The organism is Kitasatospora viridis, assembly GCF_007829815.1.
Classification (GTDB): domain Bacteria; phylum Actinomycetota; class Actinomycetes; order Streptomycetales; family Streptomycetaceae; genus Kitasatospora; species Kitasatospora viridis.
Genome location: NZ_VIWT01000005.1, coordinates 352,097 through 371,091 on the forward strand (window position 1 = coordinate 352,097; position 18,995 = coordinate 371,091).

Here is an 18,995-nt window from a genome sequence, read left to right on the forward strand (position 1 = left end):
ACCCTTCCCCGCTCGGGCCACACCATGCGGGCCGGCTCGGGGCCGGGCTCGGCGGGCGCACGATCAGGCCCCGTCGAGCCGCCCGCGGACCGTCGCGAGCTGGGAGCTCGCGTTCAGCTCGGTGTAGAGCGCGGCGCTCTGCTCCCAGTGCTCCCGGGCCGTGGCGGGATCGCCCAGCGCCCGGTGGTCGTCGCCGATCCGCAGGTGGCAGCCCGCCAGGGAGAACCGGTCGCCGATCGCGGCGCAGATCTCGCGGGCCTGCTGGTGGCGGGCGAGTGCCCGGGCCGGGTCCGTCGCGCGTTCGACGTCGCCGAGTCCGTTGAGCGCGAGCTGCTGGCGGGTCCGGTCGCCGGCGTCGGTGGCCATCGCCAGGGCCTGGTGCAGCATCTCCGCGGCCTCGGCGGGCCGGCCGAGCTGGTGCAGCGTCATGCCGATGTTGGCCAGCGCCCGTCCTTCGGTGATGTGGTCGCCGACCTCCCGGGCGAGCGCGAGGGCCTGCCGGTGGTACTGCGCCGCCTGCTCGAAATCCTTCAGCTGCTCGCAGGTGGAGCCGAGGTTGTTCAGCACGATCACCTGGCCGGCGCGGTCGCCCGCCGCCTCGTAGGCGGCCATCGCCCAGGTGAAGTGGTCGATCGCCTCCTGATGGCGGCTCAGCTGGGAGTAGGTCGCGCCGAGGTTGGTCAGCACCCGGCGCTCCCCGGCCTGGTCCCCGAGGTCGCGGAAGACGAGCAGCGCGGCCTGGAAGCAGTCGACGGCGTCGGGGTAGCGGCCCAGCAGCCAGTACGAGCCCGCCAGGTTGGTCTGGGCGGTGGCGTGCCCGGCCAGATCGCCGGTGGCCGTGGTGGCCGCGGCGGCGGCGGTGTGCAGGGTCAGCGAGGCGCTGTAGTGGCCGTAGTGGTCCAGGTAGCGGGCGAGGACGCCGGACAGGTCGCTGCTGTGCCGCGTGACGGCCGCGACGGGGTGGGTGCCGGCGGCGATCAGGTTGGTCAGCTCGGTGTCGAGCCAGTCCCGGGCGCTCTCCGTGCCGCCCAGCGGGTCGGTGGGCGTGCCGGGCTTCGGCGGATGCGGACGCCGGTTCGCCTCGTGCGGGTAGAGGATGTCCGCCGCTGCCGCCGCAGTGTGGGCGTAGTAGGCGAGGAGCCGGTCCAGCGCGGCCTGCCGGTCGGCCTCCGGCTCCGCCGCGTCGGCCAGGCCGCGGGCGTGCTGGCGCAGCAGGTCGTGGAAGGTGTAGCGGCCGGGGGAGCGCTCGATGACCAGGTGGTGGTCGTGCAGCTCGTCGACCAGGTCCTCGGCGTCGGCCAGCGGCAGGTCGGCCAGGGCCGCCAGGGCGTACGCGGAGAAGGCGTCGCCCGGGTGAAGGCCGGCCAGGCGGAAGAGCCGCTGCTGATCGGGGGTCAGCGCGTCGTAGGAGACGGCGAACGCGGCGGCGACGCTCTGGTCCTCGGACCGGAGCTCGGTGGGCAGGCTGATCCGGTCCCGCAGCCGGGCCAGCAGGTGGGACGGGGTCCAGGTGCTGCGGTGCGCCAGGCGGGCGGCGGCGATCCGGATCGCCAGGGGCAGGTAGCCGCAGAGCCGGACGATCTCGGCGACGTCCTCGTGCTGGCCGGCGATCCGGTCCGGGCCGCAGATCTGGCCGAACAGGGCGACGGCCGTGGCCGGTTCGAGGACGTCCAGGGAGAGCGCCCCGGCCCCGGCGAGCGCGGGCATCCGGCGCCGCGAGGTGACCAGGACCAGGCTGCCGGGGGAGCCGGGGATCAGGGGGCGGACCTGGGCGGCGTCGACGGCGTTGTCCAGCACCACCAGCAGGCGGCGTTCGGCGGCGGTGCTGCGCCACAGCGCCGCACGCTCCTCGGCGTCGGCCGGCAGGGCCTCCTCGGCCACCCCGACGGCGCGCAGCAGCCGGGCCAGCGCGGTGCCGGGGTCGAGCGGGGTCTGGCCGGGGGTGAAGCCGTGCAGGTCGATGAAGACCTGGCCGTCGGCGTACCGGTCGGCCAGGGTGTGGGCGACGTGGACGGCCAGCGTGGTCTTGCCGACCCCGGCCATCCCGTCGATCGCGGAGATGACGACGGCGCTGGTCGCCGGGGCGGCCGCGGCCGCCAGCAGGCGGTCGGTCTCCGGGACCCGGCCGGTGAAGTCGGCGACGTCCCGGGGGAGGCTGTTGCGGGGGGTGTAGCCGGGCGGGGCCGGAGTTGGTGCTGGAGCCGGGGCTGGGGTGCCGCGCCGCGCCGCGGGCTTCGCAGGTTCGAGCAGCGTCGGGTCGGCCGCGAGGATCCGCAGCTGGAGCTCGGTGACCTGCGCGGAGGGCTCGACCCCGAGCTCGGCGACCAGACGCTTGCGCAGGTCCTGGTGCACCGCGAGGGCTTCGGCCTGGCGACCGGCGCCGTACAGCGCCAGCATCAGCTGTCCGTGCAGCGCCTCCCGCAGCGGGTGGGCCCGGGTGAGGCCGCGCAGTTCGGCCACCAGTTCCCCGTGCCGCCCGAGCCCGAGGTCGGCCTCGATCCGGTGCTGCCAGGCCGTCATGCGGGTCTCGTCGAGCTCCTGGACCCGTGCGGCGCCGTCCGCGTCGGGCGGCAGGTCGGCGAACGGCTCGCCGCGCCACAGCTCCAGCGCGCCGGCCAGGGTCCGGCTCGCGGTCGCGAGCTCACCCGCGCGCAACTGGTCCGCGCCGAGCCGGCAGCCCTCGACGAACTCGTCGGTGTCCAGCTCGCCCGGAGCCGTCGTCAGCAGGTAGCCCGGCGCCACGGTGCGCAGCCGCAGCCCCGACTCGTCGCCGAGCATCCGGCGCAGCCGGAGCACGTGGTTGCGCAGGCTCGCGGTGGCGGTGGACGGCCGGGTTGCGCCCCACACCGCCGACGCCAGTTGCTCCACCGACACGACCCGGTTCGCGTTCACCAGCAGCATCACCAGTGCGGCGCGCGGACCGTCGGGGGGCAGCACGACCTTGCCGTCCGGGAGGGTGACGTTCACCGGCCCCAGCAGGTTGAATCGCACGGGGTCAGGACGCTCGCTCATCGTTCCAGCTCCAGGACACGGATTGTTGCGGTGATCCTACAGTCGCCGGGTACCCGGTCGAACCGGCCGTGACCTGCGCGCTTAGACTCCTGTTCCTGTGACTGAGCAGTGGGACGCGGCCCTGGCGGCCGATGCGAAGCGGGTCGGCGAGGCGGTGGCCGTCGCCGGGGCCGGGATGGTGGACCGCGAGGTGCTCGCCGAGGTGGTCGCCCTGTGCGCCGTCGCGGGGGAGCACCTGTTGGTGGTCGGCGCGCCCGGGACCGCCAAGTCCGAGGTGGTGCGGCGGGTCGCCGCGCAGCTCGGCGGGCGGTACTTCGAGTACCTGCTCGGCCGCTTCACCGAGCCCAACGAGCTGTTCGGCCCCGTCGACCTGCGCCGACTGCGCGAGGGACGGGTCGAGTTCGAGACCGAGGGGATGCTGCCGGAGGCCGAGGTCGCCTTCCTCGACGAGGTGTTCCTCGGCTCCACCGCCATCCTCAACACCCTGCTCGGCCTGCTGAACGAGCGGGTCTTCCGGCGCGGCCGGACCGTCCTCGCGAGCCCGCTGCGGGTGTGCGTGGGCGCGGCCAACGGCCTGCCCGAGGACCCCGCGCTGGAGGCGTTCGCCGACCGCTTCCTGGCCCGGCTGTTCGTCGAGCCCGTCCCCGACGACCGGCTGGAGGAGCTGCTTGAGGCCGGCCGCCGGCCCGCGCCCGAGCCGCCGGCCGGGCCCGGCCTGCTCGGCGAACTCGACCGCCTCGCGGCCGCCGCCCGCCGCTGCGAGCTGGACCGGGTGACACCCGTGGTCGCCACCGCCGTCCGGCGGCTGCGCGGCGCGGGCGTGCCGCTCAGCGACCGCCGCGTCGTGCGGGCGCAGCGCCTGATCGCCGCGGCCGCCGCGCTCGACGGGCGGACCACGGCGACCGCCGGCGACCTGTGGGTGCTGCCGTTGATCGCGCCGGCCGCCGACGCCCAGGCGCTGGCCCGGGAGACCCTGGCCGACCTGGTGGGCGAGGCCGCCAACCGCAGCCTGGTGTACGCCGCGGAGGAACTGTCCCGGGGCGCCCGGGCCCGCGGCGAGCGCCTCGCCCGCGTCGGCGACGCGCTGCTGGCCGAGTTCGCGACGGCGACCGGCCGCGAGAGCAGTGACGGCGGTGACGGCGGTGACGATCACGATGCCCGTGACCTGCGCCTGCGCCTGGAGGCCACCCTGCGCGAGGTGGACGCCTCCTTCGATCCCGCCGACCTGCCCGAGCGGCTGGCCGGCATACGGGCCCGACTCGTGACCGCGGTCCGTTCGTGACCGGGGCGGCCCGCACCGGACTGCGCTGGGAGCGCCGGGAGCCGCCGCTCGCGGTGGCCGGCGTGGCCGGGTGCGGTCCGGCGGCCCGCGCGCTGGCCGGCGCCACCCGGGAACGGCTCACCTCGGGAGCCCGGCTGCGTGCCGTGGCCGACCGGCGGACCCTGGTGGTCCTCGGCGAGCCCGACGACCTGCCGTGGGCCGAGGGCGTGCGGTACCTCGGCTGGGACGGCGGCGTGCTGGTCCCGACCACGGCCCGCCCCTGGCCGGCGGCCGCGCTCTGGCGGGAGGCCCTCATGCCCGACGCGGCGTCAGCTGACGCACCGTCATCGGACGTTCCCCACCTGGTCGTCCTGCTGCCCGGCACCGCGCTGGTCGCCGAGCTGCCGACCCGCCCGGCCGACCCGGCCGCGCTCGACCGGGTGACCGGTCTCGACGAGGACGCGAGCGCATGACCACCCAGGCCACCACGGCCGGCCCGCCCGCCACGGCCGCGTCGCCGAGGCTGCTGCCGGCCGGCCTCGCCCCCTGGGCCGGCGGGCTGTCCGCGCTGACCCCGGCCCTGGCCCTGGCCATCGGCCCGATGGTGCGCCGGATCGACCGCCTCGTCGCCGAGCGCGAACCGCGCACCGCCGAGCAGGGCGAGCCGGACGGCTACGGCGGCCTGAGCCGGACCGGCCGACCGGACCAGCTGCTGCCCTCCGAGTGGCTGCTCGCCGACGAGCTGCCCGAGGAGTTCCTGCGCCGCCACCTCAGCGGCGAACTGCTCCACACCGCACCGGAGTTCCGCCGGACCAGCCGGCGCGGCCGGCTCGCCGTGCTGGTCGACACCGGCCCGGGGGCGGCGGGTGCGGTCCGCCTGGTGCAGCTCGCCGCCCTGGTGGTGCTGCAACGCCGGGCCGCCGTCCGGGGGTCGGAGCTGGTGGTCAGCATCCTCGGTGATCCGCCGGGGAGTTGGCTGACCGGGGAGCCGGCCGCGCTGTTCCGGCACTGGCTGGACGCCCGCCGGGACACCGAACCGGACGCCACCTCGGTCACCGACGCCCGGGCGGCGCTGGACGCACCCGACGAGGCCTGGCTGCTCACCACCCCCGGCCTTGCCGCCGAGTTGCCCGGGCACCGCCGCACGCTCACCGCCGAACCCGGTGGCTGGAGCGCGGCCGGGGTGACCCGGGTGCGGGTGAAGCTCGACGCCGCGACGGTCGAACTCCCGCTCCCGGCACCGGAGATCGCCGTCCGGGCGCTGCGCGGCGCCGAGTTCCGGCGGGCCCCGCAGCAGCGGGCGGCCTCGGTGGACGCGGCGCGGCTGCCCGTCTTCAACAGCTTCGCGCCGGCCCTGGTGGCCCGTGGTGCGACCACCGCCCACCTGGTGGTGACCGCCTTCAGCTCCGGCAGCGCGCTGCGGCCGGGACGGCCGCGCACCCACGGCTTCGGCTGGCCGGTCGTCGCGGCCGCCCGGATCGGGCGCCGCCTGATCGTCCTGCTGGCCAGGCCTGACGGGCTGCTGGCGCACGTCATCGGCCGACCGCTCTCCCCGGCGTCCTGGGAACCGGTCCCGCTGGCGCGGTTCGGCCTGGACCGCGCGCGGCTGGACGCGCTGCTCCGGCGGCCGGTGCTCCCGCTGACCTACGAGAACGGCCTGCTCTCGGTGCCGCTGGCCGGCCGGTGGTGGTCGATCGCCGCGACCGGCGAGGTGGCGGACACCGGCCCGTGCGTCGCCGCCGACGGGCCGGCCGGGTTCGACTGGACGCGCGAACCCCGTCTGTACGGCGGGGAGTTCCCGGAGGCCGTCGAACGGGCGGCCGGGCTGGTCTTCGCCCAGGACGCCGTCGCCTGGGCGGAGGACGGCGAGCGCTGGCGGATCCGGCGGCGCCACGGCGGGGACGCCGAGGTGCTCGTCCCGTCCGGTGCCGAGGTGGTCGGCCTGGTCCAGCAGGGCGACACCGTCGCGCTGATCACCTGCTCCGCCATGGGGTTGGTGCTGCGCAGCGTCCGGCCCGACGGCACGCGCACGCTCAGCCGGCTGTCCGGCGGGGCCGGCCGACCGGCCGTCCACCCCGCGATGCCGCTGGTCGCCACCGAGCCGCACCCCGGCCGGATCCTGGTCGGCGACGCGCTCACCGGCCAGGTGCACCTGCAGATCGGAAGCACGACATGACCGTGAACGCGAACGTGAACGCGACCGCGAACATGAATGCGACCGCGAACGTGAAGGCGACCGCGAACGTGAACGCGAGCGGTACGGCGGCCGGGCTCCACCGGGCCGAGGTGACGGCCGCCGGCTTCGTGCTGGACGTCCCGTCGATCGGCGCCGACGAGGCCGCGCAGCGGGTGCTGCGGCACTGGCAGGACGGCGCCAGGCTCCTCGAACTCCCCTGCGGATCCTGGCTGTTGGAACTGGCCGACCCCGTCCAGGTGCGCGCCGACCGCGCCCCCGGCCTGCCCCTGCTCGCCCGGGGCGGCGCGCTGCGCACGCTCGACGCCCAGGACGAGAGCGCCGAGGCCGGCCACCTGGTGCGCCGTCACCGGGGCGTGCTCGAACGCCACGACCTCGCCGCACTGCCGCGCCTGCGGCCCGCCGACTGGCTCGCCCTCGACGAGTTGACGATCCGTCAGCTCATGCCGCTGGACGCCGCACCGGACCCGGAGCCGGTCCTCGACGCGGTGCTGGAGCGCCCCCGGCCCGACCTGCGGGCGGCGGCCGGGGTGCGGCCCGCCGCTGCCAGGGGCCGGCGCAAGGGCGGGCCGCAGCTCGGCGCACCGGTGGGCACGCTGCGGGTGCGGCGCATCGTCTTCCTGGTCGCCATCGCCGCCGGCGCGCTCGGCCGGTCCGCCCGGCTGAACCCCGTGCTCACCGTGGTGACCGCGGCCGTGATGTTCGTGCTGGTGGCGGGGCTCGTCCTCGCATTCCCCGGCATAGGAGTCGGAGCCGGAACCAGGTCCAAGTTCAAGTCCAAGTTCAAGTCCAGGTCCAGGTCCAGGTCCGTCAAGGGGCCCACCACCGGCAACTCGTCCAACCCCGGCACCGCCCGCAGCACCGGCAAGTTCCGCCTCTTCCGCAAGTCCCGCACCCCCGGCCGCCCCCGGCGCCCCGCGTGGGCGCCGGTGACCGGCCTGCTCGCCGCGCTCGCCCTGCGCAGCCCGGCCGGCCAGGTGGTGCGCGGCCGCCACGCCCGCTACCTGCGGGAGCTGTCGCGCGCCTTCCACCAGCGCCGCTGGGAGGACGCGCTGCGCAACGCCATCGCCCTCGGCTCGGCCTCGGGCGCCGACGCCGAGCAGACGTCCTGGCTCTCGCTCGCCCTGCCGCAGCGCCGCACGGGCGAACTCCGGGCCGATCCGCACCGCACCCCGGGCGGCCCGGCCTCGCCGCTGTCCGACCAGACGGTCCATCAGCACCTCACCGAGGTCTACCGCGAGGCGGCCACGGCCCTGGAGCGGGAGGGCCGGATCGAGGAGGCGGCCTTCCTGCTGGCGGACCTGCTCGTCGCGCCGGCCGAGGCGGTCGCCCTGTTGGAGCGGCACGGCCGCCACCGCGCCGCCGCCGAGCTGGCCGAGGGCCGCGAGCTCGACCCCGAGCGGCTGGTCCGGCTGTGGTGGCGGGCCGGCGACCGGGACCGCGCCGTGCGCATCGCCCAGCAGCACGGCGCCTTCGCGGCCGCGGTGCGGCGACTGGCGGAGATCGACCAGGACACCGCCCGCGAGCTGCGCACGGCCTGGGTGCGCTCCTGCCAGGCGGCCGGTGACCGGACCGGTGCCGTCGAGGCCGCCTGGCCCGACGAGCACCTGCGGCCGCTGATCGCCGGCGACCTGCGCGACGGCGTCGCGCTCGGCGGCCCGACCCGGGCCCGCTCGCTCGCCCACCTGCTCGCGCTCGGCGCGGGCCGGGCGTGCGCGCCGCTGGTCCTGGCCCTGCTCGACGGCCGGGAGCCCGGTGGCCGGGCCGAGCGGGCCCAGCTGGCGGCCGCGCTCGGCCGCCTGCCGGGCAGCGATCCGGCGCTGGACCGCGAGGTCGCGACCGCGGCGGCCCGGGCCCTGGTCCGGGACCGGGGCTTCGAGCCGGACCTCGACGCCCGCACCGGGCGCGCGCTCTTCTACGCCCTGCTGAAGCGGGCCGACCCGCTCGCCGCCGCCGACCTGCGTCCGCCGAAGCCCGGCCCGGCCGCGCCCGCCGGGCCGCTGACGGTCAGTGCGGACCCGGAGCCGGGCCGCCTGCCGCTGCGCGACGCGGTCGCCCTGGAGTCCGGCTCGGTGCTGGTCGCCTGCGGCCAGGCGGGCGTGCGGCTGCTCACCCCCGACGGCCGTGTCCGCGCTCGCTGGGACACCCCGGCGGAGCGCCTGGTGGTCGCCGACCACGGCGGCACGGTCCTGCTGGTCGCGCGCCACGGGCAGGCGAGCGAGATCGCCCGGCTGGACCTGGCCACCCGGCGGGTCCGGCCGTGGACCACCCTGCGGGTCCGCGACCTGCCGCCCTCCTTCGACGGCCGGCTGCTCATCACGGTCGACGAGAACGGCATCGCCGTGCTCGACACCCTGGCGCCCAAGCCCTCGGTGGTCTGGCGTGAACTCGGCGACGGCTCCGTGCCGGTGGGCCCGCTCGCCCGCACCGCCGGCAGCTGCAGCGCCGTGGTCGCCACCGGGGCGCTGCTGGAGCGGTGGCGCTGGGACCTGCCGGGCTGGCAGCTGCGCTCGCGGCTGCCGCTGGCGGACGCCCCGCCGCCCGACGCGGTGCTCGCCGACGGCACGACGCTGACCCTCAGCCCGGACCGGACGGAACTGCTGCGCGGTGGCGAGCAGCAGCAGAGCCGGATCCGGACCGCCGTCGCGGACGGCCAAGCCCACGTGCTGCTGGCCGATGCCGACCGGTACGCGCTGGTGACCAAGACCCGCGACGGCGCGACCACCTTGACGCTCGGCACCGGCCGGGGCTCCGCGACGGTGGCCCGGCTGCGGTTCCCCGCCGCGAACCCGGGCGGGTTCGGCCTGCGTCACCACGGCGGCACGGCGACCTTCTGGCACCGCGACGGCCGCCTCGTCGCCCTCAGCGCGGGCGGCACCCGGGTTCTCGCCAACCTGCGCCTGGCAGCTGACTGACCGTCAGGTCCGGGGTGGGCCGATATTCGGATGCAACCATCGGGCCCCGCGTCCAGACTGGCGGCACCAGCCGATCAGAGGAGTGCCGTGCAGGGGTCCGTCACCGTTTCGCCGTCCCAGGTTCCCGAGCTGCTGCTCGGGCTGGCCACCGTCAGGCCGGTGTTCCTCTGGGGCGCTCCGGGGATCGGAAAGTCCTCACTGGTGCGGGAGTTCGCCGACTCGCTCGGTTTGGACTGCGTGAGCCTGATCGGTACCCAGCTGGCCCCCGAGGACCTGATCGGGGTGCCGCAGATCACCCCGGACGGCCGCTCCCGGTTCTGCCCGCCGGAGTCGATCGCGCGGGACGAGCCGTACTGCCTCTTCCTGGACGAGCTGAACGCGGCCACCCCCGACGTGCAGAAGGCGTTCTACTCGCTCATCCTGGACCGCCGGATCGGCTCCTACTCCCTGCCGCCGGGATCGATCGTGATCGGCGCCGGCAACCGGGCGACCGACGGCGCGCTGGCCCGGCCGATGGCCTCCGCGCTGGTCAACCGGCTGGTCCACGTGCACCTGCGGGCCAGCGCCGCGGACTGGCTCAACTGGGCGGCCGGCAACGGGATCCACCCGTGGATCGTGGACCACCTCACCGACCGGCCCGACCACCTGTGGAGCGCGCCGCCGAAGACCGAGGAGCCGTTCTCCACCCCGCGGGCCTGGCACATGCTCTCCGACGCACTGCACTCCTTCGGTGCGCCGACGGAGGAGACCCTCAAGGTGCTGGCCCACGGCCTGCTCACCCCGCAGCACGCGGTGGCGTTCTGCGGCTACGCCAAGATCGTCCGCAACTCCTACGGACTGGACGCGATCCTCAAGGGCGACGCCCGCTGGCCGCACCGCCTTCAGGACCGCGACCTGCTCTACTACCTGGCCGACAGCTTCCGCGGCCGGCTGGTCAAGGACCTCCCGGCGCGCAAGGAGCACGCCTCCAACTCGGTGCGCCAGACGGCCTACCGGGCCAAGACGCTGCTGGTGCAGCTGGCCGAGATCTCGGTCGAGGTGGCCCAGACGGTGATCGCGGACGGGTCGGACGGCAACCCGGTGCTGCCCTCCTGGTTCCTGATCGAAGCCGCCCGGGACATGCCCCGCCTGGTGGAGGCCCGCCGGTGAGCAGGCCGCAGCAGCAGGCCGTCCGGGACCCGGCCGCCGAGGCCTTCGCCGAGGGGAGGCGGATCCTGCACGGCAACCACGCGCTGGCCTCGATCACCGCGAACATCTGCCAGGACCGCGCCTGCGCCGCCCACCAGCACGGCGGTTGGGCGGTGGTCGACTCCAACGGCACGGTCCACGCCAACCCGTGGCGGCGGGCCGAACCGGCCGAGTGGGCCTGGGTGCTGGCGCACTGCCTGCTCCACCTCGGGTTCGGCCACGTCCCGGCGGCGAACGGCCCGCGCCCGGCGCCCGATCCGTACGAACTCGCCGCCCGCTGCGCGGTGGTGCACCGCTTCCAGGCGGCCTTCGCGCTCGGCCGCGCGCCCTTCGAACTGCCGCCTGACATCCCGGCCGGCGACGAGGAGGAACTCGCCGCGCGCTGGCGGCGCGACGGTCTGCCCGCCGTGCCCGGCACGGCCGGCCCCGGCCGTCCGGACCAGCAGTTGGTCGCCTGGCGCCGCAACTGGCAGGCGCCGGAGGACTGGACCACCGCCTTCGCCGCCGCGCTCACCCGCACGATGTCCGCCGCCATGGACGTGGCCGGCGGCCGCCGCGACGAGCTGACCGGCGCGCCCGCCCCCACCCGGCCGTGGACCAGGGCGCTCAACTGGTTCATCTCCTCCTACCCGCTGCTCGGCGGGATCGCCGCCGGCATCACCCTCGTCGCGGACGCCGAACTCGCCCGGGCCCAGGGCATCTCCATCGCCGCCGTGAACGCCGAGGCCGGGGAGATCTACCTCAACCCGCTGGTCCGCCACAGCGACCAGGAGTGGCGCTTCGTCCTGGCGCACGAGATGCTGCACGCCGCGCTGCGCCACGGCGAGCGCTGCGGGGCGCGCGACCCGTACCTGTTCAACGTCGCCGCCGACTACGTGATCAACGGCTGGCTGCTGGAGATGGGCGTCGGGGAGATGCCCGACGGCCTGCTGCACGACCCCGCGCTCAAGGGCCTGTCGGCCGAGGAGGTGTACGACCGGATCGTCCGCGACCAGCGCCGGATGCGGCGCCTCGCCACCTTGGCCGGGAAGGGCCGCGGCGACCTGCTGGGCGAACCGGTCGGTCCGGCGCGCGACTACGTGGACCTCGACGAGTTCTACCGCCGCGGCCTGCAACAGGGGTTCGAGCTGCACCAGCGCGAACGCGGCCTGCTGCCCGCCGCACTGGTCGAGGAGATCCGCGCGCTGTCCCAGCCGCCGCTGCCCTGGGACGCGCAACTGGCCCGCTGGTTCGACGAGTTCGTGCCGTCACCGCAGCCGGTGCGCAGCTACGCCCGCCCGTCCCGGCGCCAGCACGCCACCCCCGACATCCCGCGCGCGGGGCGGTACCACCCGCCGGAGGAGGTGGCCCGGTGCACCTTCGGGGTGGTCCTGGACACCTCCGGCTCGATGAGCCGCCCACTCCTCGGCAAGGCGCTGGGCGCGATCGCCTCGTACGCGGCGGCCCGTGAAGTGGCCGCCGCCCGGGTGGTGTTCTGCGACGCGGCCGCGTACGACGCCGGCTTCCTGCCGACCGCGGAGATCGCGGGCCGGGTCCGGGTCCGCGGCCGCGGCGGCACCGTGCTCCAGCCCGGGATCGACCTGCTGGAGCGGGCCGAGGACTTCCCGAAGGCGGCGCCGATCCTGGTGATCACCGACGGCGACTGCGACGTGCTGCGCGTGCGCCGCGAGCACGCCTACCTGGTGCCCCGGGCCGCGGGGCTGCCGTTCACCCCCCGCGGCCCGGTCTTCCGGCTGGCCTGAGCGCGGCCCGAGCATGGTCTGGCCGCGGCCTGAGTGAGGCTCAGACCAGGCGCCAGAGGTGGTCCGGCGAGCCGTTGTCGGTCCACTGGGTCACCTGGGCGCCGTCGGTCAGGCTCTGGTCCTGAACGGCCATCACCTTGCCGCTGTGCACGTTGACGATCTTCGACCAGCCGCCGCCGGCGTCGACCAGCCGCCAGAGGTGGTCGGGGGTGCCGTTGTCGTAGTACTGGCGCACCAGCGCGCCGTCGGCCAGGCTCTGGTCCTGGACCGCGAGCAGCTTGCCGGTGGCCCGGTTGTAGATCTTCACGGTGCCGTCGCCGTTGTCGACCACGGTCCACAGGTGGTCCGGACTGCCGTTGTCCGACCACTGGGTGACGTTGGCGTTGTCCAGCAGCGACTGGAGCGAGACGGCCAGCAGCTTGCCGGAGTGCTGGTTCTGGATCCGGTGCCAGGAGACCGCGGAGGCGGTGCGCGGGGCCACCAGGCTGAAGACCCCGCCGACCACCGGACGGGCCTCGAACGTCCTGTTGGCGCCGCTGCTGACGTCGTACCAGTCGCCGAACGGGGCGCGCTGCGGGCTGGTGTCGGCGAAGGCGTAGACGCCGTTGACCAGGGTGTCGCGGATCGCGCCCTGGTCGCGCAGCCAGGCGGCGGTCCACAGCTCCCAGTCGGCCTTGGTGTAGCCCTTGCCGTCCAGCATCACCCCGTAGCCGCCGGCGTTCGCCTGGTACCAGGCGGCCTCCTGGGAGGCGACGCCGGCCGGGACCAGGTCCAGGCCGAGCAACTGGTCGGCGAAGCCGTTGTACTTCAGGCCCCAGGTGTTCGCCGAGCCGTAGGCCAGGTCCAGGTGGGCGGCGTTCGGGTCCTGGGCGTTCGTCAGCCACTGGCTGATGTAACCGCGCGCGGTGGCCGCGTACTTCGCCTGGTCGGCGGTGTTCCCGGCGAAGCCGGCGACGATGCCCATCGCGCCGATCCCGATGATGCCCTTGAGCGCCAGGTTGGCGTTGTGCACGATCAGGCTCGCGAAGTCGTCGGTGGAGAGCTGGCTGCCGGGGTCCAGCGCGTTGCCGACCAGGTAGTCGGCCCACTGCTTGAGGATGGTGTAGTGCGCCTGGGCGAAGGCGGCCGCGTCGGTGGCGGCCAACTGCTGGAGCAGCGCCGCGCACATGATCAGCATGTTGGCGGACTCCTCGACCGGCATGTCCTCCTCCTTGCCGTTGTTGTGGCCGTCCGCAACGGGGTAGTTGGAGCCCAGGTCGTGCACCGCGAAGGGCTCGGGCCAGCCGCCCTGCTCGCAGTAGGCGAGGATCGGGGCCAGCAGCAACTGGAGGTAGCTCGGGGAGAAGTAGAGGAAGAGCGGCAGCGCCGGGTAGATGACGTCGACGGTCGAGACGTTGCCGTCGGAGGATATCTCCTTGAGGAACGCCCAGGGCGAGCCGCCGTGGGCGGCCAGCTCGGTGCCGGCCACCGCCTGACGCAGCGCCAGCGCGCACAGCGCCGCGTAGTTCGCGCCCACCGAGCCGCCGCCGACGGCCGCGGTGGCGTCGTTCTGGATCCGGGTGTCCAGCGCCGTCGCGGCGGACAGCGCAGCGCCGTAGTCGGCCAGGAACCAGTCGACCATGTCCGTCCACCCGCTGGTTCCGGGCCAGTACGTCGACCACCACGCGTTCAGGTTGCCGCCCAGGTAGCTCAGCGCGGGGGTGCGGACGTGGCCGACCGCCACCACGAACTCGGCGGACGGGGTGGCACCCACCGGCCCGAGGTCGCGGCAGAAGCCGAGCACCGGCCAGGAGTTGTCGATCGCCCGGGGCTGGTTGGCGTCCACCGTGCCGGGCAGCGTGCCGCTGGAGATCGCGGTGCTGCGCACGGTGAGGTCCGTGCCGATCTGCCAACTGACGCCCGGGGCGGCCGCGGTGGTGAGGACCACGGAGCCCCAGGAGGCCTGGTCGCCGCTCTGCGCCAGCACGCTCGGGTTGGTGGGCGTGAAGGTCAGCGCCACGTTCCCGTTGGCGGTCTGCTGCTGTGCCCAGTTCACCGCCTGGGTGATGTCGCCGTGTGCCCACTCGCCGGAGATGTCCAGGTGGAGCTGGACCGAGTGGCTCCCGCCGTCGTTGGCCACCGCCTGCATCGACACGTAGCTGAACGGGACGCTCTGGCGCTGCAGGTTGTTCAGGTCGACGGGGGAGAAGAAGGTCACGGTCAGTGTGACGCCGCCGGCCGTGAAGGTGTAGATCGAGCGGGTGGCGGTCAGTTGCAGCGAGACCTGGGTCATGCTGGTGCTGATCAGCGACTGCTGCGGGTTGCCGGCGAACAGGTAGCCGGTGCCGTCGATCCTGGCGATCCCGCAGAAGGCGGTGACGTGGCCGTTCCAGAAGGTGGACCAGGTGCCGGCCAGGTTGTCGCCCGCCTGCCAGGTGCTGAGGTAGGGCGAGCGGACGGCGAGCGGGACGGCCGGCGGGCGCAGCGGCGTGAAGGCGGGCGTGGCGCCGGGCGTGGCGGCGTCGGCGCGGGTGGCGGCGAGCCCGCCGGCCAGCGCGTTGCCGGCCAGCGCGGTCGTGGCGGCGGCGAGCAGCAGGCTGCGGCGGCTGAGCTGCGGAACGGGGGTGGTGACCTTGGCGCCTGACATCCCGTCGGGCTCCCCTCGATTGTGATGGCGGCGTGTGGCAATTGGAGAGTACCTGGGGATGCGCCGTTTCTCACCCGTGATATTTCACACCCGGGCGTGGGAGGAGATGTCGACGGTGAACTCCTCGACCATCTCGCCGGTGACGGTCCGTCGGCACTGGGCGAGCGCGGCCAGGTAGTCGCCGGTGCTCGCGCCCGCCGGGCACGGGTCGCTCTGGTCGGCGACCGGTCCGCCCTCGTCGGCGGCCAGGTCGCGCTCGAACGCCGCCTGCGCCGCGGTCCGGGCCGCGTGCTCGATGTCGGCCGGGGTGAACAGCTCGCTTGCGTCGACCAGCGCCGCCACGTCCACCTCGCCGCCCTGGCCGGTGTAGCGGGACCAGATGGCCGCGCGGGCGGCCCGATCCGGCGTGCCGATCGGGATCACGTAGTCGAACCGGCCGGGGCGCAGGAACGCCGGGTCCAGGGACCGCACCGAGTTGGTGGCGCAGACCAGCAGCCGCTCGTCGCGCTCCCGGAACCCGGGGATCAGCTTGAGCAGTTCGTTGGTGACCCCGTGCATCGCCGAGGAGCCGGTCCGCACCGGCGCGATCTCCTCGACCTCGTCGATGAAGACCAGCACCCGGTCCAGCTCGGCGATCCGCGCGAAGGCCTCCCGCAGCCCGGCCGCCAGACTGCCCTCGTCCGCGAGCCGGGAGGGGAGCAGCTCGACGAACGGCCAGCCCAGCCGGGAGGCCACGGCCCTGGCGAAGGTGGTCTTGCCGGTGCCGGGCGGGCCGAACAGGGTGATCGCGCGCGGCGGCCGGACGCCGTGCCGGGCCGCCCGCTCGGGCTCGGCCAGCGGCAGCACGACGCGGCGCTCGATCAGCGTCTTCTCCGCGGCCATCCCCGCCACCGCCTCCCACAGGCCGGCCGGCAGCAGCCGCCCGCCGAGCTCGGTCAGCACGTCGGCCGACCCGCCCGAGCCCGGCTCGGTCTTCTCGAAGTAGGCGACCGCCGGGCGCCGCACGTACCCGGCGTTGTGCAGCCCGTCGCCCAGCAGCTCCTCCTGCGGGAGCACGTAGGCGATCCGCCGCACCCGAGCCTCCACCAGCCGCCGTTCCAGCTCGCGCAGCAGCGCGCTGGCCAGCCCCCGGCCCCGCCAGGCCGGGTGGATGGCGATCCGCATCACCCACGCCCGGTCGCCCCCCACCTGGGCCAGCGCCGCCCCGACCGGCACCGAGCCGTGTACCGCGACGACCGCGGGCTGACGCGCCGTCAGCGCCGCGATGCACTCCGCCAGCGAGAACACCGACTCCTGCCCGAGTTCGGCCGTGCTGTCGATCAGGTGGACGACCGCCGCCAGGTCGTCCTCGCGGTAGTCGTGGATCAGCCAGTTCACCGATGCCCCTCTCCTTGGGTTTGGGTTCCGGTGACCCTAGGTGCGCCGGGCGGCACGGGCCCGCGCCACCCCGGACAACGGGCCGTGTGCGAACCGTACGGACGGGCGGTGGCGCCTCCCCGCGGGCGCCGCGCTCACAGCCCGCGCATCTCGCTCCTGGTCAGGGCGTAACTGAAGGCCGCGAGCAGCGACAGCCCGGTGGCGACGAAGACCCCGCGGCTGCCGAACGCGGCGACGGCCGCGCCGACGGCGATCACCGAGAGCGGGAAGATGCCCAGCCCGCAGAAGGTGATCGCCGCCATCACCCGGGCCAGCAGCGCGGGCGGGGTGTTGCGCTGCACGCCGGTCACCACCAGCACGTTGGTGACGGTGCTGGCGACGCCCGCGACCGCCAGCATCGCCAGCGCCCCGAACAGGCCGGTGAACGGGACGAGTCCGACGGCCACCCCCATCACCAGGCCCGAGGTCATCGCGGTGCGGCCGCGCGAGGGCAGGCCGGTGAGCCCGCCGACCACCAGCCCGCCGACCAGCGCGCCGCCGGTGAACGCGGCCAGCAGCGAGCCGAACCCGATCGCCCCGGCCCCGAACCCGTGGGTGGCCAGCGTGGGGAGCGCCACCCGGGTCATGCCCCCCATGGTGAGGTTGGCGACCACGGTGACGGTCAGCACGTTGCGCAGCAGCCGGGACTCGCGCAGCAGCGCGAGGAAGTTGCGCGGCACGGCCGCCCGCCCGGCCACCTCCGGCGCCGGGGCGGCGAACGGGCCCCGGCCGATCAGCAGCAGGGTCAGCACCGACACGGCGAAGGTGGCCGCGTCGACCGTCAGTGCCACCGCCGGGGCCAGCCAGGCCACCACCAGCCCGGCCACCGCCGGACCGACCAGCCCCGCACCGAAGTTGACGGTGCTGCTCAGGGCGTTGCCGGCGCCCAGCTGCTCGGCGGGCAGCAGACTCGGGGCGATGGCCCAGGCGGCCGGCAGGAACAGGCCCGCGCCGAGCCCCACCAGGCCGGCCAGCGCGCCGATCAGGTAGAAGTCCTCGACGTGGCGCGCGGCGACCACCGCGAGCGCCGCGGTGACGAGCAGCCGGCCGAGGTCGGCGGCCATCATGACGCGCCAGGCGCCCCAGCGGTCGGCGCAGGTCCCGCCGAGCGGGGTGGCGACCAGCCGGCCGGCCCCGTAGGCGGCCACCACCAGGCTCAACTGCCGGGCCCCGCCACCGAAGGCGTAGACCAGCAGGGGGAGGGTGACCACCTGGAAGGCGTTGCCGAACTCCGAGGTCGCCTGGCCGATCACCAGCAGGCGGAAGCCGCGGGCCCGCAGCGGCAGCAGGCTGAGCCGGGGCCGGAACCGGCCCAGCGGGCCGACCCGTTGCGGCGTGGGCCCGGCCTGCCCGGTGGCACCGTCGGTGCGGGGCGGGCTAGCCACGGCGCACCGCGGTCGGGCCGGTCACCGCGACCGGCAGCGACTCCAGGCCGCGCAGCATGAAGGTGTTGCGCCAGGGCAGCGTGGCCTCGTCCGCCGCGAGCTCGATCCCGGCGAACCGCTCCAGCAGCCCGCCGAGCGCGACCTCGCCCTCCAACTTGCCCAGGAACGAGCCCAGGCAGCGGTGCAGGCCCTGTCCGAACGCCAGGTGGCCGGGGTCGTCGCGGTCCAGCACCAGCCGGTCGGGATCGGTGAACCGGGACGGGTCGCGGTTCGCCGCGCCCAGCGAGACCAGCACCAGCTCTCCCGCCGGGATCTCCACCCCGCTGACGTCCACCGCCTCGGTGGTGAACCGCATGGTCGCCATGCTCACCGGCGACTCGTAGCGCAGGAACTCGTCGACGGCCATGCCCATCGCCGCCGGATTGGCCCGCAACCAGGCCTGCTGGTCGGGGTGGTGGAGCAGGGCCAGGGTGGCGGTGCCGAGCAGGTTGACGGTCGTCTCGTGGCCGCCGATCAGCAGCAGGAAGACCATCGAGAACACCTCCTGCTCGGTGAGCTCGCCGGCGTCGCGGGCCCGCACCAGGTCGGTCAGGATGTCCTCGCGCGGCGAGCTCCGCCGAAGCGCCATCAACTCCCGCAGGTAGGCGTTCAGTTCGGTGGTCGCCTGCTCGAAGGACATTCCGCTGCCGCGGGTGAGGATCGCCGTCGACCAGGTGCGGTAGGAGTGCAGGTCCTCCGGCGGGAAGCCGAGCAGCTCACAGATGATCATGATGGGCAGCGGGAACGCGAAGTCCCGCACCACGTCGATCGTCGGGTGCCCGCGCAGGCCGTCCAGCAGGCCGCCGGCGATCCGCTCGACCAGCGGGCGCATCGCCTCCACCCGCTTGCGGGTGAACACCCCCTGGATCAGCCGGCGCAGCCGGGTGTGGTCGGGCGGGTCGCTGTTGAGCATGTGGACGACGTCCGAGCCCAGGGTCAGGCCGGCCCCGCGCTCGTTCGCGATCGCCTGACTGCGCCGCACGTCCTGGCCGAAGCGCGGGTCGACGAGCGCGTTGCGGACGTCGTGGTAGCGGGTCACCATCCAGACGGGCAGGTCGGCGCCGTACTCCACGACCGACACCGGCGACGCCTCGCGGATCCGGGCGAGCGTCGGGTAGGGGTCGCGGATGAAGGCGGACATGCGCGCGTCGGCGTCGTCGACCGCGGTGGTCATGGCGGAATCCTCTCCTCTACGGTCGAGCGGGTCGAGCGGGCCG

At 75.1% G+C, this 18,995-nt stretch carries 11 protein-coding genes; 6 read left to right on the forward strand and 5 right to left on the reverse strand.

The genetic code is table 11. The features are described from left to right. Positions 1–63: 63 nt before the first annotated feature. Complete coding sequence (locus tag FHX73_RS38085) at positions 64–3,012, reverse strand: AfsR/SARP family transcriptional regulator (protein ID WP_145910619.1); 2,949 nt, start codon at positions 3,010–3,012, stop codon at positions 64–66. 97 nt (positions 3,013–3,109) lie between these two features. On the opposite strand from FHX73_RS38085, the gene FHX73_RS38090 reads away from it, so the two are divergent. The 6 genes from FHX73_RS38090 (at position 3,110) to FHX73_RS38115 (ending at position 12,312) form a co-directional block, all read left to right on the forward strand. Further along, positions 3,110–4,294 (forward strand): AAA family ATPase, encoded by a 1,185-nt coding sequence (locus FHX73_RS38090; protein WP_145910620.1) that lies wholly within the window; start codon positions 3,110–3,112, stop codon positions 4,292–4,294. Continuing rightward, a complete protein-coding gene (locus tag FHX73_RS38095; protein ID WP_145910621.1) occupies positions 4,291–4,746 on the forward strand; it encodes a bpX5 domain-containing protein in 456 nt (151 codons plus the stop codon). Before FHX73_RS38090 ends, FHX73_RS38095 begins: the two co-directional genes overlap by 4 nt. Then, positions 4,743–6,449: a hypothetical protein gene (locus tag FHX73_RS38100; RefSeq protein WP_145910622.1), complete on the forward strand. Its 1,707-nt coding sequence runs from the start codon at positions 4,743–4,745 to the stop codon at positions 6,447–6,449. The genes FHX73_RS38095 and FHX73_RS38100 overlap by 4 nt, the downstream gene beginning before the upstream one ends. Next, positions 6,446–9,382 carry a bpX6 domain-containing protein gene (locus tag FHX73_RS45215; RefSeq protein WP_170305265.1) on the forward strand — a complete coding sequence of 979 codons (2,937 nt, stop codon included), beginning with the start codon at positions 6,446–6,448 and terminating at the stop codon, positions 9,380–9,382. Before FHX73_RS38100 ends, FHX73_RS45215 begins: the two co-directional genes overlap by 4 nt. Positions 9,383–9,469: 87 nt before the next feature. Then, positions 9,470–10,531 (forward strand): ATP-binding protein, encoded by a 1,062-nt coding sequence (locus FHX73_RS38110; protein WP_145910623.1) that lies wholly within the window; start codon positions 9,470–9,472, stop codon positions 10,529–10,531. Further along, positions 10,528–12,312 carry a vWA domain-containing protein gene (locus FHX73_RS38115; RefSeq protein ID WP_145910624.1) on the forward strand — a complete coding sequence of 595 codons (1,785 nt, stop codon included), beginning with the start codon at positions 10,528–10,530 and terminating at the stop codon, positions 12,310–12,312. Before FHX73_RS38110 ends, FHX73_RS38115 begins: the two co-directional genes overlap by 4 nt. Positions 12,313–12,352: 40 nt before the next feature. Here FHX73_RS38115 and FHX73_RS38120 read toward each other — a convergent pair whose 3' ends face one another. The 4 genes from FHX73_RS38120 to FHX73_RS38135 form a co-directional block, all read right to left on the reverse strand. Further along, positions 12,353–14,938 carry a glutaminase domain-containing protein gene (locus FHX73_RS38120; protein ID WP_145910625.1) on the reverse strand — a complete coding sequence of 862 codons (2,586 nt, stop codon included), beginning with the start codon at positions 14,936–14,938 and terminating at the stop codon, positions 12,353–12,355. A gap of 84 nt (positions 14,939–15,022) precedes the next feature. After that, entirely contained in the window at positions 15,023–16,315 is a 1,293-nt protein-coding gene (locus tag FHX73_RS38125) for an ATP-binding protein (RefSeq protein ID WP_145910626.1), read from the reverse strand. Positions 16,316–16,449: 134 nt separating this feature from the next. Then, positions 16,450–17,739 carry an MFS transporter gene (locus FHX73_RS38130; protein ID WP_211786461.1) on the reverse strand — a complete coding sequence of 430 codons (1,290 nt, stop codon included), beginning with the start codon at positions 17,737–17,739 and terminating at the stop codon, positions 16,450–16,452. Continuing rightward, complete coding sequence (locus FHX73_RS38135) at positions 17,732–18,952, reverse strand: cytochrome P450 family protein (RefSeq protein ID WP_145910627.1); 1,221 nt, start codon at positions 18,950–18,952, stop codon at positions 17,732–17,734. The genes FHX73_RS38130 and FHX73_RS38135 overlap by 8 nt, the downstream gene beginning before the upstream one ends. Between the last annotated feature and the right edge of the window lie 43 nt (positions 18,953–18,995).

Excerpts from the sequence above, each read along its gene's own strand:
- FHX73_RS38085 (WP_145910619.1), bottom strand. The coding sequence starts at position 3,012 with ATGAGCGAGCGTCCTGACCCCGTGCGATTCAACCTGCTGGGGCCGGTG.
- FHX73_RS38120 (WP_145910625.1), bottom strand. The coding sequence starts at position 14,938 with ATGTCAGGCGCCAAGGTCACCACCCCCGTTCCGCAGCTCAGCCGCCGC.
- FHX73_RS38100 (WP_145910622.1), top strand. The coding sequence starts at position 4,743 with ATGACCACCCAGGCCACCACGGCCGGCCCGCCCGCCACGGCCGCGTCG.
- FHX73_RS38135 (WP_145910627.1), bottom strand. The coding sequence starts at position 18,952 with ATGACCACCGCGGTCGACGACGCCGACGCGCGCATGTCCGCCTTCATC.
- FHX73_RS45215 (WP_170305265.1), top strand. The coding sequence starts at position 6,446 with ATGACCGTGAACGCGAACGTGAACGCGACCGCGAACATGAATGCGACC.